Origin of the sequence: Bartonella rattimassiliensis 15908, assembly GCF_000278215.1 — a bacterium.
Taxonomy (GTDB): Bacteria; Pseudomonadota; Alphaproteobacteria; order Rhizobiales; family Rhizobiaceae; genus Bartonella; species Bartonella rattimassiliensis.
Genome location: NZ_JH725065.1, coordinates 205,126 through 218,254, shown reverse-complemented (window position 1 = coordinate 218,254; position 13,129 = coordinate 205,126). Strand labels below are relative to the sequence as shown.

11 protein-coding genes are annotated in these 13,129 nt (G+C 37.3%); 5 read left to right on the top strand and 6 right to left on the bottom strand.

What is annotated here, in order from left to right; all coding sequences use genetic code 11:
- Positions 1–105 precede the first annotated feature (105 nt).
- Positions 106–1,596, top strand: a complete 1,491-nt coding sequence (gene purF, locus MCY_RS03840) for an amidophosphoribosyltransferase (protein WP_007347060.1) — start codon at positions 106–108, stop codon at positions 1,594–1,596.
- Positions 1,597–1,598: 2 nt separating this feature from the next.
- Positions 1,599–2,348: an SDR family NAD(P)-dependent oxidoreductase gene (locus MCY_RS03835; RefSeq protein WP_007347059.1), complete on the top strand. Its 750-nt coding sequence runs from the start codon at positions 1,599–1,601 to the stop codon at positions 2,346–2,348.
- 19 nt (positions 2,349–2,367) lie between these two features.
- Here MCY_RS03835 and pssA read toward each other — a convergent pair whose 3' ends face one another.
- The 5 genes from pssA to cysS all read right to left on the bottom strand — a co-directional run bounded on the left by pssA (position 2,368) and on the right by cysS (position 8,249).
- A complete protein-coding gene (pssA, locus tag MCY_RS03830; protein WP_007347058.1) occupies positions 2,368–3,210 on the bottom strand; it encodes a CDP-diacylglycerol--serine O-phosphatidyltransferase in 843 nt (280 codons plus the stop codon).
- 8 nt (positions 3,211–3,218) lie between these two features.
- Complete coding sequence (locus tag MCY_RS03825) at positions 3,219–3,917, bottom strand: phosphatidylserine decarboxylase (protein ID WP_007347057.1); 699 nt, start codon at positions 3,915–3,917, stop codon at positions 3,219–3,221.
- Between the two features lie 117 nt (positions 3,918–4,034).
- The gene (locus MCY_RS03820; RefSeq protein ID WP_007347056.1) at positions 4,035–5,918 is read right to left on the bottom strand and encodes an ABCB family ABC transporter ATP-binding protein/permease; all 1,884 of its coding nucleotides are present in this window, start codon (positions 5,916–5,918) and stop codon (positions 4,035–4,037) included.
- Between the two features lie 106 nt (positions 5,919–6,024).
- Positions 6,025–6,696 carry a DUF421 domain-containing protein gene (locus MCY_RS03815; protein ID WP_007347055.1) on the bottom strand — a complete coding sequence of 224 codons (672 nt, stop codon included), beginning with the start codon at positions 6,694–6,696 and terminating at the stop codon, positions 6,025–6,027.
- Between the two features lie 44 nt (positions 6,697–6,740).
- A complete protein-coding gene (cysS, locus tag MCY_RS03810; protein WP_007347054.1) occupies positions 6,741–8,249 on the bottom strand; it encodes a cysteine--tRNA ligase in 1,509 nt (502 codons plus the stop codon).
- A 493-nt stretch (positions 8,250–8,742) separates the two neighbouring features.
- On the opposite strand from cysS, the gene MCY_RS03805 reads away from it, so the two are divergent.
- Positions 8,743–9,111, top strand: coding sequence for a TIGR02301 family protein (locus tag MCY_RS03805; protein WP_007347053.1), 369 nt, complete (start codon positions 8,743–8,745; stop codon positions 9,109–9,111).
- A gap of 688 nt (positions 9,112–9,799) precedes the next feature.
- Here MCY_RS03805 and MCY_RS03800 read toward each other — a convergent pair.
- Positions 9,800–11,128: a dihydroorotase gene (locus tag MCY_RS03800; protein WP_007347052.1), complete on the bottom strand. Its 1,329-nt coding sequence runs from the start codon at positions 11,126–11,128 to the stop codon at positions 9,800–9,802.
- 65 nt (positions 11,129–11,193) lie between these two features.
- On the opposite strand from MCY_RS03800, the gene ygfZ reads away from it, so the two are divergent.
- Positions 11,194–12,051 (top strand): CAF17-like 4Fe-4S cluster assembly/insertion protein YgfZ, encoded by an 858-nt coding sequence (ygfZ, locus tag MCY_RS03795; protein ID WP_007347051.1) that lies wholly within the window; start codon positions 11,194–11,196, stop codon positions 12,049–12,051.
- A 9-nt stretch (positions 12,052–12,060) separates the two neighbouring features.
- Positions 12,061–12,678, top strand: coding sequence for a YfbR-like 5'-deoxynucleotidase (locus MCY_RS03790; protein WP_007347050.1), 618 nt, complete (start codon positions 12,061–12,063; stop codon positions 12,676–12,678).
- The last annotated feature ends 451 nt before the right edge of the window (positions 12,679–13,129 follow it).

Below are 13,129 nucleotides of genomic sequence, written 5' to 3'. Positions count from 1 at the left end.
AAGATAATTCTAAAAAATAGAGAATACCTTTTCATGAGAAAAGAAAATTAAATGATGTAAAATGTAATATTAATGTTTCCTTCATATCACAACTGAAAGAATACGATGATAAAAAGCGATATTTCCTGTCAAGAATTTTCATTAGATGATGATACACTTCATGAGGAATGTGGGATTTTTGGTATTCTTGGGCATGAAGATGCAGCAACATTAACGGCTCTTGGCCTCCATGCTCTTCAGCATCGTGGGCAAGAGGCAGCTGGTATTGTTTCCTACCATAACAGAATGTTTCATCAAGAAAAGCATTTAGGTCTTGTTGGTGATCACTATACAAACCCTGCAACGCTTGCACGCTTACCAGGAAATCGCGCTATTGGACATACCCGTTACTCAACAACTGGGGAAGTGGTATTACGCAATGTTCAACCCCTTTTTGCTGAATTGAAAGCTGGAGGCATTGCTATCGCACATAATGGTAATCTTACCAATGGCCTTACATTGCGCCGTGAACTTATTGCTTCTGGTGCTATTTGTCAATCAACATCAGATTCTGAAGTTTTTCTCCATCTTATTGCCCGCTCACGTTATGAATCCTCTTCTGATCGTTTTGTTGATGCTATTCGGCAAGTAGAAGGTGGATATGCTATGTTAGCGCTCACACGTACAAAACTTATTGCTGCACGTGATCCAACAGGAATTAGACCCCTCGTGATGGGGGAACTTGATGGTAAACCTATCTTTTGTTCTGAAACCTGTGCACTTGACATTATTGGAGCAAAATATGTCCGTGATGTTAAAAATGGAGAAATCATCATATGTGAAATACAAAAAAATGGGAAAATTACTAAAAAAATTATAAAATCAGAAAATGAAAAACCAGAAAAACTTTGCTTATTTGAATATGTTTATTTTGCTCGTCCTGACTCCATCGTTGGAGGACGTAATGTTTATACAACACGCAAAAATATGGGGATCCGTTTAGCACAGGAAGCTCCTTGTGAGGGCGATGTTGTGGTTCCTGTTCCTGACGGAGGAACACCTGCCGCAATCGGCTATGCACAAGAAATCGGAATTCCCTTCGAGCTTGGTATTATCCGTAACCACTATGTTGGCCGTACGTTTATCGAACCAACACAACAAATTCGTGCTTTTGGCGTTAAGTTAAAACATTCTGCAAACCGTCCTGTGATTGAAGGAAAGCGTGTTATTCTGATTGATGACTCTATTGTACGTGGAACAACCTCCCTTAAAATTGTGCGAATGCTCCGCGATGCAGGAGCAAAAGAAGTTCATGTGCGTATTTCTAGCCCTATGATTTTCTATCCTGACTTTTACGGTATTGATACACCTAAAATTGAAAGTCTTTTAGCAAATCAATATCCAGATTTAAAATCTATGGGTGATTTTATTGGAGCGGATTCATTAGAATTTCTTTCAACGGATGGGTTATATCTTGCTGTAGCAGGCGAAAAACGAAACAACGCTGATCCACAATTTACTGATCATTATTTTACTGGGTATTACCCTACCCATCTGGTTGATCAGGAAAATCTTTCCAAAATTCATCAAGCATCTGTTCTTAAAACAAGAGATTAATGATGACAAAGCTTGACTTTAGTCTCCATGGACGTGCTGCACTTGTTACTGGTGCATCAAGAGGGATTGGCTATTATTTGGCTCTCGAGCTCGCTGCACGCGGCGCTGATATTATTGCTCTTGCACGAACAATCAGTGGACTTACTGAACTGGACAATCAAATTCGAGAAAAAGGTGTTCATGCAACCCTCGTTCCACTTGACTTGCATCATATGGAAAACATCGATCCTCTTGCGATCTCAATCGCCAAACGCTGGAAAAAACTCGATATCATTGTTGTAAATGCTGGAATCCTTGGAACACTCTCACCAATAGCGCATATAGAAAATACAGTATTTGAAGATGTCTTTCAAATAAATCTTTTTAGCCAGTGGCGTTTAATGAAGGCCGTTGAGCCTTTATTACGTAGATCTGATGCTGGACGAGCTATTCTATTATCCTCAAGCGTTGCGCATGTTGCACGCCCTTTCTGGGGAGCTTATGCAGCCTCTAAAGCAGCTTTAGAAATGATTGCCCGCTGTTGGGCAGAAGAACTCAAACAAACCCCAATTAAGATTAATTGTGTCAACCCTGGAGCCACACGCACTGCCATGCGTGCTGAAGCTATGCCTGGTGAAGATCCAAAAACACTCCCCTCACCGCAAGAAGTTGCAAAAAAAATGGTACATTTGCTATCGCCTGATTTAAAAGAAACCGGAAAACTCTTTAATGTCCATAAAAATCGATTTGTAGATTATCATATTCCTAATTGATCATCATCTGAAATATACTTTATGATTCTTGGATAGCTTTATTAGAATCAGCCTTTTTCTCTTCTAAAGTAGCGCGTTTATTATAAGCTATAAAACTACAGGGAAGAAAAATCATATAGCTAATCGCTGTAATCAATAAAGTTGTCCATATATAGGTCGCAAGAAAACCGACGTAAATAACAATGACCAACATACAAGGTATAACGATATCACGCCTCAAATTTTGATCAATTGTCTTTGCATTCCATACTGGTAAACGACTAATCAAAAGAAAAGAAATAATGACAGTATAAAGACTAAAAAACAATGCCCACCCCCAATTTGGGACTAAACCAAGAGCACCTAAATAGGTAGGTAATAAAAGTAATAATGCTCCTGCAGGTGCAGGAACACCAATAAAATAACTTTTCTGCCATTGAGGTATATCGATATTATCCAACATCACATTAAAACGCGCTAACCGCAAACAACAAGCAACACAATAAACAAGAGCTGCAACCCAACCAATGTGGTATGCTTGATTCAAAATAAAGGAATAAACAATAAGTGCAGGGGTAACACCAAAATTTACAACATCAGCAAGAGAATCCATCTGTGCTCCAAAAGATGAACTCCCATCTATTAAACGAGCAATACGACCATCAGCACCATCTAAAACTGCGGCCAAAAGCACCATTAAAATAGCAGCTTCATAGCGACACTCAAAAGCCAAACGAATGCTGCTCATCCCTGCGCAAATTGCTAAAATAGTAATGATATTAGGAATGACATACCGCATTGATGTAGATGAACGCCGACGATTTGCAACATCATCATGCTGCCCTTCAGGATTGAATGAAGAAAATGGCGAAAAATTTTTCATTGTGCGTCCTAATCGTATCTGAAGTCCGTTGTGGCACTCTTATCATCGAAAGAACCCAAAACTGTCTCTCCAGCAATTGCTGTCTGTCCAACTGCAACACGCAATTTCATTTCAGTTGGTATATAAATATCAAGGCGAGAGCCAAAACGAATCAATCCAAATCTCTCACCAGTAATAACGGCGTCATTTTCTTTTGACCAACAAACAATCCGACGGGCAACCAATCCCGCTATTTGTACGATGCCAATTTTACCATGTTTGCTATCAATAATCATCCCATTACGCTCATTAAACTGACTAGCCTTATCAAACTCAGCATTGGTAAACCGACCTGGATGATAAACGATAGACTCTACCGTACCACTTATAGGAATACGGTTGATATGGCATGAAAAAATATCCATAAAAATGGAAATACGGATCATTTCATCTTTTCCTAAACCTAATTCCTCAGGTGGAACACACGATTCGACAAATGAAATACGCCCATCTGCAGGTGATATAACCCAATTTGAATTCAAAGGAACCACGCGATCTGGATCACGGAAAAAGTATATACACCACACTGTAAGAATAAGGCCACACCAAAACAATGGACTCCAGATCCAACCAAGAATGAGCGAAATAACAAAAAACGCTACAATAAAAGGATAACCTTCTTTATGAATCGGTACAAAACTATTGTGGACAGATTGCAGAATACTCATATAATTTCCTATTCATCGTAAACTTAAACAAGTAATAAATCTTTTTGTTCCTTTTGTCTTTTTTTATGTATTTAATCAATCACTCCATATAAAGATGTAGATTACGTTTTGCCCTATTTATTTTTTACGATTAACAATACCCGTCTCATCTTCTTCACGCATTTTACGTAATTTTTCTTCAGCCTGTGATGCTTCAAGCTGTTTATTCCACATTGAAGCATAGAAGCCTTTCTTACGTAAAAGCTCTATATGCGTCCCCTTCTCAATAATACGACCACTTTTAAGAACCAAAATTTCATCTGCATTGATAACAGTAGAAAGACGGTGAGCAATAATCAATGTTGTACGTCCACGGCTTACAATATCCAATGCTTGTTGAATTTCCTTTTCTGTTGCCGTATCAAGAGCGGCTGTTGCTTCATCTAAAATAAGAAGTGGGGGCGCTTTTAAGAGGGTCCGTGCAATCGCTATACGTTGTTTTTCTCCCCCTGATAATTTGAGACCACGCTCTCCTACCATAGACTGAAAACCTTCCGGTAACATCTTAATAAATTTTGATATTTGTGCCATTTCAGCAGATTTGAGTATCTCTTCATCTGTAGCACTTGGACGCCCATAGCGAATATTATAAGCAATTGTATCATTAAATAACACTGTATCTTGTGGGACCATGCCAATCGCTGCACGCAAACTTTTTTGGGTTATGTCCCGAATATCCTGCCCGTCAATTGTGATAAAACCCGAATCAACATCATAAAACCGAAAAAGCAACCGAGAAATAGTTGATTTACCTGCACCAGACGGACCGACAATGGCGACTGTTTTTCCTCCAGGGACTTCAAAATCAATATCTCTGAGAATCTGACGCGTCGAATCATAGGAAAACTTTACCTGATGAAAACGAATGGTCCCATCGCTTATCTCTAACGGTTTGGCATCCGATTTATCAACGATTTCCTGTTGAACATCTAGAAGATCGAACATTGCTTCAATATCCGTTAAACCTTGTCGAACATCTCGATAAATTGAACCAATAAAATTAAGGGGAATGGAAAGTTGCATTAAAAGTGCATTAATAAAAACAAAATCTCCTAAAGTTTGTGTTTTATAATAAACTTCATAAGCGGACATCAACATTATGATCGTCATTCCGATACCAAAGATAAGAGCCTGTCCAAAATTAAGCCAGCTTAACGATGTCCAAATTTTTGTTGCAGCTTTTTCATAACACACTATAGAAGCATCGAATCGACCAGCTTCGAGAGTTTCATTGTTAAAATATTTCACCGTTTCAAAATTCAAAAGAGAATCAACAGCGCGGATATTCGCCTCAGTATCCGCTGTATTCATTTGTTGCCGAATACGAATACGCCAATCACTCGCCTTAATGGTAAACAAAGTATACAAGCCAACTGTTACAACAACAATGAGAAGATAATGCCACCCATAACTTAGATAAAATACAAGTGCTGTTAATAGAAATTCTAAAATTGTCGGTACTGTATTGAGAATTGAAAATCTTACGATAGCTTCAATTCCTTTTGTACCACGCTCAATCACGCGAGAAAGCCCACCAGTTCGGCGTTCCAAATGAAATCGCAAAGATAATTCATGAACATGTACAAAGGTTTTATAAGCTAATTGACGAACAGCATATTGACCAACAGTGGCAAAAAGAGAATCGCGCAATTGATTTAATCCAGCCTGCATAATACGTGCAACATTATATGCCAAAACGAACATAATGGGAATAATCCAACTAGATGGAAACCATTCAAGGGGCTGAAAGCTTGCATCAAGTACATTTGTAGAATATTTAAAGAAATACGGTACAGATATGAGAATGAGTTTGGCCAAAACAAGATAAAATATTGCCCATAGTACACGGATTTTTAGATCACGCCGACCTATCGGCCACATATAAGGCCATAAATTGTAAAGTGTGCGCAGAGTTTTTCCTGTATCTGATGAGACAGTTTTTGTCATTTCATTGCATTTCATAAAGCCTTTACTTCTCTATCATCCACACAAACAGGCAAAACACCTCTCTGTAGTTGTTTATAAGTTTCCTATGCTTCCGATAAGCTATACCTACTCGTGTTTGAAATTAGACTGTTTTTGAAAACGGAACAAGAAATAATCCACTATACAGTTTATTATTTTGATCTGTATTCTCATACCACTCTGCTGCAAATAAATTTTCAATTCTTACATGCTTTTTTTTCAATTCTGTCTGAAGCCACTTTTTTGTTTTACCGATCTCTTTTAGACCATCATCAATAACTTCACCATTTTCTACTACAATCGTTGATTTCTTACCCTCTGCCTTTTTAATAACAGTGCAATCACCATTGGTTTCCAAACGAACAAAAGCAGCTTCATGTAAATGACACCCTTTAAGACGTAACATCGTAATGAGATCATTGACATTGATCCCTAAGTTCTTAATCTTATCCATTTGAAAAACCCCATCTAAAACTAATGTAACATTCTGCCCTGCAATAAGACGACGAAAAAAAACAGAATAGCGGGCAAAAAAATTAAAAGATGCAATCAAGGTTTGCCAAATGAGTAAAACAAGCAATAATTGAATGCTATTAATATTCTGATTATAAATGACTCCCCCAATAATACCTCCCATGACAAAATTGCTGACCAAATCAACGGGAGTCATTTGACTAAGACTACCACGACCTGTCGTTCTTAAAATAAATAGGAAGGCAACAAGACCTACAACCAGCTTAAGCGCGATATATCCATAATGATATAAAAATTCCATCAAACTTTCTCCTTTTTCTTATGAAAACTGCTAGAATAGAGGAATTAGAGTCGTTTTATTTCCCACATAGTTATACGCTCACCACTCTGCGGATCCTTACTATCTTTTAAAAGAATCCCCTCAGCTGCAAGCTCATCACGAATTATATCCGCAGCTTCCCATTCTTTATTATGGATAAGCCGTAGCCTTTCGGCAATGCGCTTATCAATAAATTTTGAATCAAGAGATGTTTTTTTTATAAATAATGGGCTGTCTATTTCCTTAACCCATTCTTGTCGTAATAGTCCTAATAAATCCATACCATTAGCAAGAGCCAAAGCATTACCTGTTTTATAAAATTTTCGCAAAAGAGTTAATGCTTTTGGAGTATTAAGATCATCACTGAGGACATCTATTAAAGTATTCTCAAGTACTTCATTGTTTTCTATTATAATCTTTTTACCGCGAAGCAACTCATACCAACGATACAGTTCACTGCTCGATTGTGTTAAACGCTGGACTGTCCAATTTAATGGTTCACGATAATGCGTTTGCAGCATCGAAAAACGTGCAGACAAACCAGCCCAATTTTGCTTCATTTCATCGGTTAAAACACCATTAAACTCGAAAAAATTATTCTCTAAAATAGAACGAATGGTTATGAAATTACCAAAGCTTTTCGACATTTTTTTGCCTTCAACTTGTAAAAAGCCGTTATGCATCCACAAATTAGCCATTCTCTCTGTCCCCAAAGCTGAACAACTTTGTGCAATCTCATTTTCATGATGAGGAAAAATTAAATCAAGTCCACCACCATGAATATCAAAAATATTAGCGGTCGGATCATCACAGGTTAAACCACCACCATAGGGCGCTAATAATTTTGCCATTGACATTGCAGAACACTCAATATGCCAACCTGGACGACCTAAAACAGGAATTCCAGCGGGCGATTCCCAACCTGGCTCTCCTTCTACAGAAGGCTTCCATAAAACAAAATCCATCTCCTCTCTTTTATAAGCAGCAACATCGATACGCGCCCCCGCCCTCATCTCATCTAAAGAACGATTGGCAAATGTCCCATAATAGGGAGGATTTTTTATACTACTTACAGAAAATAATATGTGATTTTTCGCTTTATAAGCATGCCCCTTTTCAAGTAATTTTTCAATTAAAGAGCGCATCTCTTCTAAATGCTCGGTGGCGCGTGGCTGGCTGGTTGGCAATAAACAACCAAGGGCCATTGTATCTTGTTGAAACTGAGAATATGTACGTTCTGTTAATCGACGGATAGCATCATTCAGTGATAAGTTTGGATATTCGCAAGCTGCTCGTGCATTAATTTTATCATCAACATCTGTAATATTACGCGCATATAGAACATGCTCTTTGCCATACACATAACGCAATAAGCGAAATAAAATATCAAAAACAATGACAGGACGTGCATTTCCTATATGTGCATAATCATAAACTGTCGGGCCACAAACATAAAGACGGACTCTTGTCGCATCGATTGGTATAAAATTTTCTTTTTTACGTGTCAGCGTATTATAAAATCGCAACTCTTTCATTATTGGCTCCATGAACGATATTATGCACCTATCCTTTTAGATTATCTTACCTCAAATCATCGCATTATACGGTTTAGGCTAAAAACTTTTAGCTTATAACCAACTCTTCTTCCCCAGTTCCTCCAGTGTATAGAGGCTGTATCCATCATTCATTATAAAAACAATCCATTTTATTTAATTGGACAAAAGCATTTAAAAAATAGAGACTTTTCCCTCCTTAAAGAAAATGAGCTTAGAAAAAGTTTTATAAGCAATACAATATAAATTTATGTGAAAAATAGACTGCAGGAAACAATTCTTAAATTTTTAACTACAAAAGACTTCATCAATATTTTCAATATTCCATAATGGTTTCCTTACTGTCTCTTACGCCCTACATTTTATAATCAATGATTGAGAATAATGTAACAATGAATCCTATTTTTTAACATTGTTCTTATGACAAAATTATTTTATCTGTACACAGTTTTGTTTAAAGAAAGCAATAAAAATGATGCGTAATAGATTGATAAACATCATTATTTTAATATTTATTGTCAATTCAATGCCAGCCTTTGCGCAAAAATTTCCACCTTATGAGAAAAAATTACTCCGACTAGCAGAAATTTTGGGATCACTGCATTCTCTCCAAAATCTTTGCAAATCTTCAACGAACCAATGGTATGACTACATGAACGCACTGATTGAAGCAGAACACCCAATTCCACAGAGGCGCGCTTATTTGTATGAAGCGTTTAATGAGGCGTATCGTGCTTTCTCAGAAAATTATCATCATTGTACACGAGCAGCAATTGAAGCCAATCAAAGATACATTGAAGAAGGAAGAATTTTATCCGAAAACCTCCTCATGCATTATAAATAATTAATCTATAAAAAACATTTCTCTCAATATTAGCGGTATCAATGATGCGCTCCTTACAAATGAAAGGAGAAATAGGTTACTTCTGAAAATAGAGAAACTTTTGAAGAATAATGCCTCGACATGCTTTTATTTTTATGAGCACCTTTTCCCCATACAAAATCGTTCTTTGGCTTCCTTCCCACCCTCAGATCAGGTTTGTAAACAATCTGGATTCTTGTTGAGCAGATTCCTCTTGGATTACCTCTCATATGCTTCAACTTGTAAAATAACAAGCCGGACACCATCACATACTTTGCTAGTTCTTAGATGTTGCGACAACCCTTGGCACTTGAGAGTATTTATAAGCCGTATTTTTACTCTTTTCTTTCTTGTCGTATTTTCACTTCTATGTACCTGCCCCACTTGTGATGTGCAAGCACGTGATTTTAATTACTTCAAGATAAAAGAAATTGGAAATTAAGAAAATCTTATAATATTCGAACTTCTCATTCAACATGCAAAATGATTAACTATCGTGATATATTAATTTGTTACCCCTAAAAGAAAGGTTCTGCAAACAAGACCAAGAATATTTACGACACACTAAAAAAAACACTTATGTGTCAAGAAAGCTGCCATGTCTCATACACCACACTAAAAAACAATATTTGAAGATACAACAGGATAAAAGCCATAAAATTTAGTCTATTTACGCTAAAGTTTCTATAAATTTAACAGGCTCTCCTTGTGAAGGAGTAACAATCTCACCTTCCCACATAACACACATACCACGGATAATGGTCCCAACAGGCCAACCTTTAACCTTTTGACCATCATAAGGTGTCCAACCAGCACGCGAACCAATTAAGCCATTCGTAATAATTTTTTCTCGCTTAAGATCAATAATAGTTAAATCAGCATCATATCCCACAGCAAGGCGTCCTTTACAGCTTATACCAAAAATACGACTAGGGCCATGCGAAGTGAGATCAACAAAACGCTCAAGCGATATTTTTCCTGCATTCACATGTGTCAACATAATTGCTGCCGTTGTTTGCACACCTGTTATTCCTGAAGGTGAAGAGGGATAAGGTTGAAACTTTTCTTCAAGGGTATGAGGCGCATGATCTGAGCCTAAAACATCAATAATCCCCTGCTGAACACCATACCAAAGAGCTTTACGGTGGCGCGACTCACGAATAGGTGGATTCATCTGAATTAATGTACCAAACCGCTTATAATCATCAGCCGTAAAAGTCAAATGATGTTGTGTCACTTCAATTGTTGCAACATCTTTATGTTTTTTTAGAAAATCAATTTCTTCTTCTGTTGAAAGATGTAAAATATGAATCCGCGCCTTCATCTCATGCGCAATTTTTACCAAACGCTGCGTACATTTTAATGCAGCAACCTCATCACGCCAAACCGGATGTGATGATGCATCCCCTTCAATACGCAGCATTTTACGTTCTTTGAGCCTCGCTTCATCTTCAGAATGAAAAGCTGCACGACGGCGTATATTCTTCAAGATAAGGCGTACACTCTCATCATCATCAACCAAAAGATCACCAGTAGAAGACCCCATAAAAACTTTAACTCCAGCCGCACCAGGAAGTCTTTCTAACTCCATCAATTCATGAGCATTTTCACGCGTTCCTCCAACCCAAAATGCAAAATCACAATGCATTCGATGAAATCCGCGTTTAACCTTATCGCGTAATGTTTCTTCTGATATTGTCAATGGATTGGTATTAGGCATTTCAAAAACTGCTGTAATACCCCCTAACACAGCAGAATACGAGCCACTTTCTAAATCCTCCTTATATTCATTGCCTGGCTCGCGAAAATGCACTTGACTATCAATAATGCCCGGCAAAATATGAAGTCCCGTACAATCAATCACCTCACCAGCTGAAACACATGTAAGGTCGCCAATTTCAGCAATACGGCCATTTGTCACACCAATATCGCGCTTGCTTCTTCCATCATGATTCACAAGTGTTGCACCTTTAAAAATTGTATCAAATGTTTTAAACATAGCCCACGCTCCTTACATACTACTCACTTCTCGATTATGTAACTTTGAGCAGAAAGGCAAGAACCATGATTGAAAAACAAAATGCCATTTGCTTAAAAAACCGCGCAATTATTAAAATTACAGGTGAAGAAGCAACAGATTTTCTGCAATCTCTGATCACAACAGATGTAAAAAAAATCAGCCCACAAGAAATGTTCCCTGGAGCTCTTTTATCCCCACAAGGAAAGATTCTTGCTGATTTTCTTATCGGAAAAAAAGAAGATGGTTATCTGATTGATATTACCATGTCTTTAGCAGATACGCTCTATAAGCGTCTGTTGCTCTATAAACTGCGTAAAAAAATAGAAATTATACAACCATTTCAAAAGCTTGTTACAGTATCTTGGAATAATAAAACAGATACTTTAAATTTTGATTCAAGTTTTGTTGATAAGCGTTTCCCACAACAAGAAAAAATAATACGAATCTATGGTAAAATGCCTTTTTTAGCTTCAGAATATAATGACATGTGGAATCAGTTGCGTATCCGTTATGCAATTGCAGAAAGTGGTCAAGATTATGAAATCGGAAAAGTCTTCCCTCATGATATTAATTACGATCAAATCAATGGACTTGCATTCAACAAAGGGTGTTATATTGGACAAGAAATTGTCTCACGTATGCACCATCGCCGTGCCGCACGTCGCCGTATTTTGATTATAAAAAGCCAAGGTGAATTAATCCCTCAATCGAATATTGAAGCTGGAACAAAAGTGCTTGGCCATTTGGGAACATGTGTTACAAATGAAGCTCTTGCTCTAATGCGTATTGACCACGTTAAAGATGCTATGGATCATAACATTCTCTTTACTGTAAAAAATATTCCTGTCACCATACATATTGCTGAAAATATGAACTTTACCTTTCCTGAAAAAATACTATAGAAAATACTTATGGCTAAAGCTGAACTATTAAAAAGTGGAGAAGCACGCGCTTGGCAAAGAATGCTTTCTGGACGCAGACTTGATCTTCTTAATCCTTCTCCTTTTGATATTGAAATTGAAGATATTGCTCATGGACTTGCCCGCGTGGCACGTTGGAACGGTCAAACGCGAGGAGAGCATGCTTATTCTGTGGCACAACATTCAATTTTGGTTGAGCAAATATTTCAAAAACTTTTCCCACAATCGCAGAGCAATGAATGTCTTTATGCTCTGCTTCATGATGCACCAGAATATGTTATCGGTGATATGATTTCCCCCTTTAAAGCTGTGATAGGAAAACAATATGAACGCATCGAAAAACGCATCCAAGATGCTATCCATATGCGCTTTTCTCTTTCCATTGATCTTTCTCAAAAACTTTTAAAAAAAATCAAACAGGCCGACCGTATCGCTGCATATTATGAAGCAATCACGCTTGCTGGATTTAACATAGAAGAAGCTCTTCGCTATTTTGGCTCTCCCAATAACATTTCACCCAATAACCTTATCTTACATCCCTACTCTACCCAACAAATTGAAAACGCATTTTTAACTCGCTTTAATGACTTGGATATCCAAAGATTATAGAATCTTCGCATTGTTTATTTCTTATCATTACAGCATCGTCACTTTGCTTACACATCATAAGTGGGGAGTGCCATGGGAATAAAAACTATATAAAAAAAGACTTTAAATGCCTCTTATGCATCATTTCAAATGCCAAACTCCTCAGCAACATTAGAAGTTGGAGAAACGTGTGATGGTGCCGACTTGCTATTTTATGAAGCGTAAAGATGGGAGTGCTTTATACACTTTATGGAAACTTTACCGTTATACCATTCACGGGCATACCATCGCAAATGGAATTAGGTACCTAAATGTTTCTTTTAAATAAGCAGATAAATTATCATCCCAATGACATTCTGTTTTATATAATGGGAACTACCATCAGTAAAGAAATGAAAAAAATCACCGTTCAAATTACATAAAAAATATATGAAATCATGCACTTTCATTATAAAAACAGACAAATGCTCTC

What these genes read in the sequence shown, in the direction of transcription:
- MCY_RS03825 (WP_007347057.1), bottom strand. Translation starts at nt 3,917, where the DNA reads ATGAGTATTCTGCAATCTGTCCACAATAGTTTTGTACCGATTCATAAA.
- ygfZ (WP_007347051.1), top strand. Translation starts at nt 11,194, where the DNA reads ATGATTGAAAAACAAAATGCCATTTGCTTAAAAAACCGCGCAATTATT.
- MCY_RS03820 (WP_007347056.1), bottom strand. Translation starts at nt 5,918, where the DNA reads ATGAAATGCAATGAAATGACAAAAACTGTCTCATCAGATACAGGAAAA.
- cysS (WP_007347054.1), bottom strand. Translation starts at nt 8,249, where the DNA reads ATGAAAGAGTTGCGATTTTATAATACGCTGACACGTAAAAAAGAAAAT.
- MCY_RS03815 (WP_007347055.1), bottom strand. Translation starts at nt 6,696, where the DNA reads ATGGAATTTTTATATCATTATGGATATATCGCGCTTAAGCTGGTTGTA.
- MCY_RS03800 (WP_007347052.1), bottom strand. Translation starts at nt 11,128, where the DNA reads ATGTTTAAAACATTTGATACAATTTTTAAAGGTGCAACACTTGTGAAT.
- pssA (WP_007347058.1), bottom strand. Translation starts at nt 3,210, where the DNA reads ATGAAAAATTTTTCGCCATTTTCTTCATTCAATCCTGAAGGGCAGCAT.
- MCY_RS03790 (WP_007347050.1), top strand. Translation starts at nt 12,061, where the DNA reads ATGGCTAAAGCTGAACTATTAAAAAGTGGAGAAGCACGCGCTTGGCAA.
- MCY_RS03805 (WP_007347053.1), top strand. Translation starts at nt 8,743, where the DNA reads ATGCGTAATAGATTGATAAACATCATTATTTTAATATTTATTGTCAAT.
- MCY_RS03835 (WP_007347059.1), top strand. Translation starts at nt 1,599, where the DNA reads ATGACAAAGCTTGACTTTAGTCTCCATGGACGTGCTGCACTTGTTACT.
- purF (WP_007347060.1), top strand. Translation starts at nt 106, where the DNA reads ATGATAAAAAGCGATATTTCCTGTCAAGAATTTTCATTAGATGATGAT.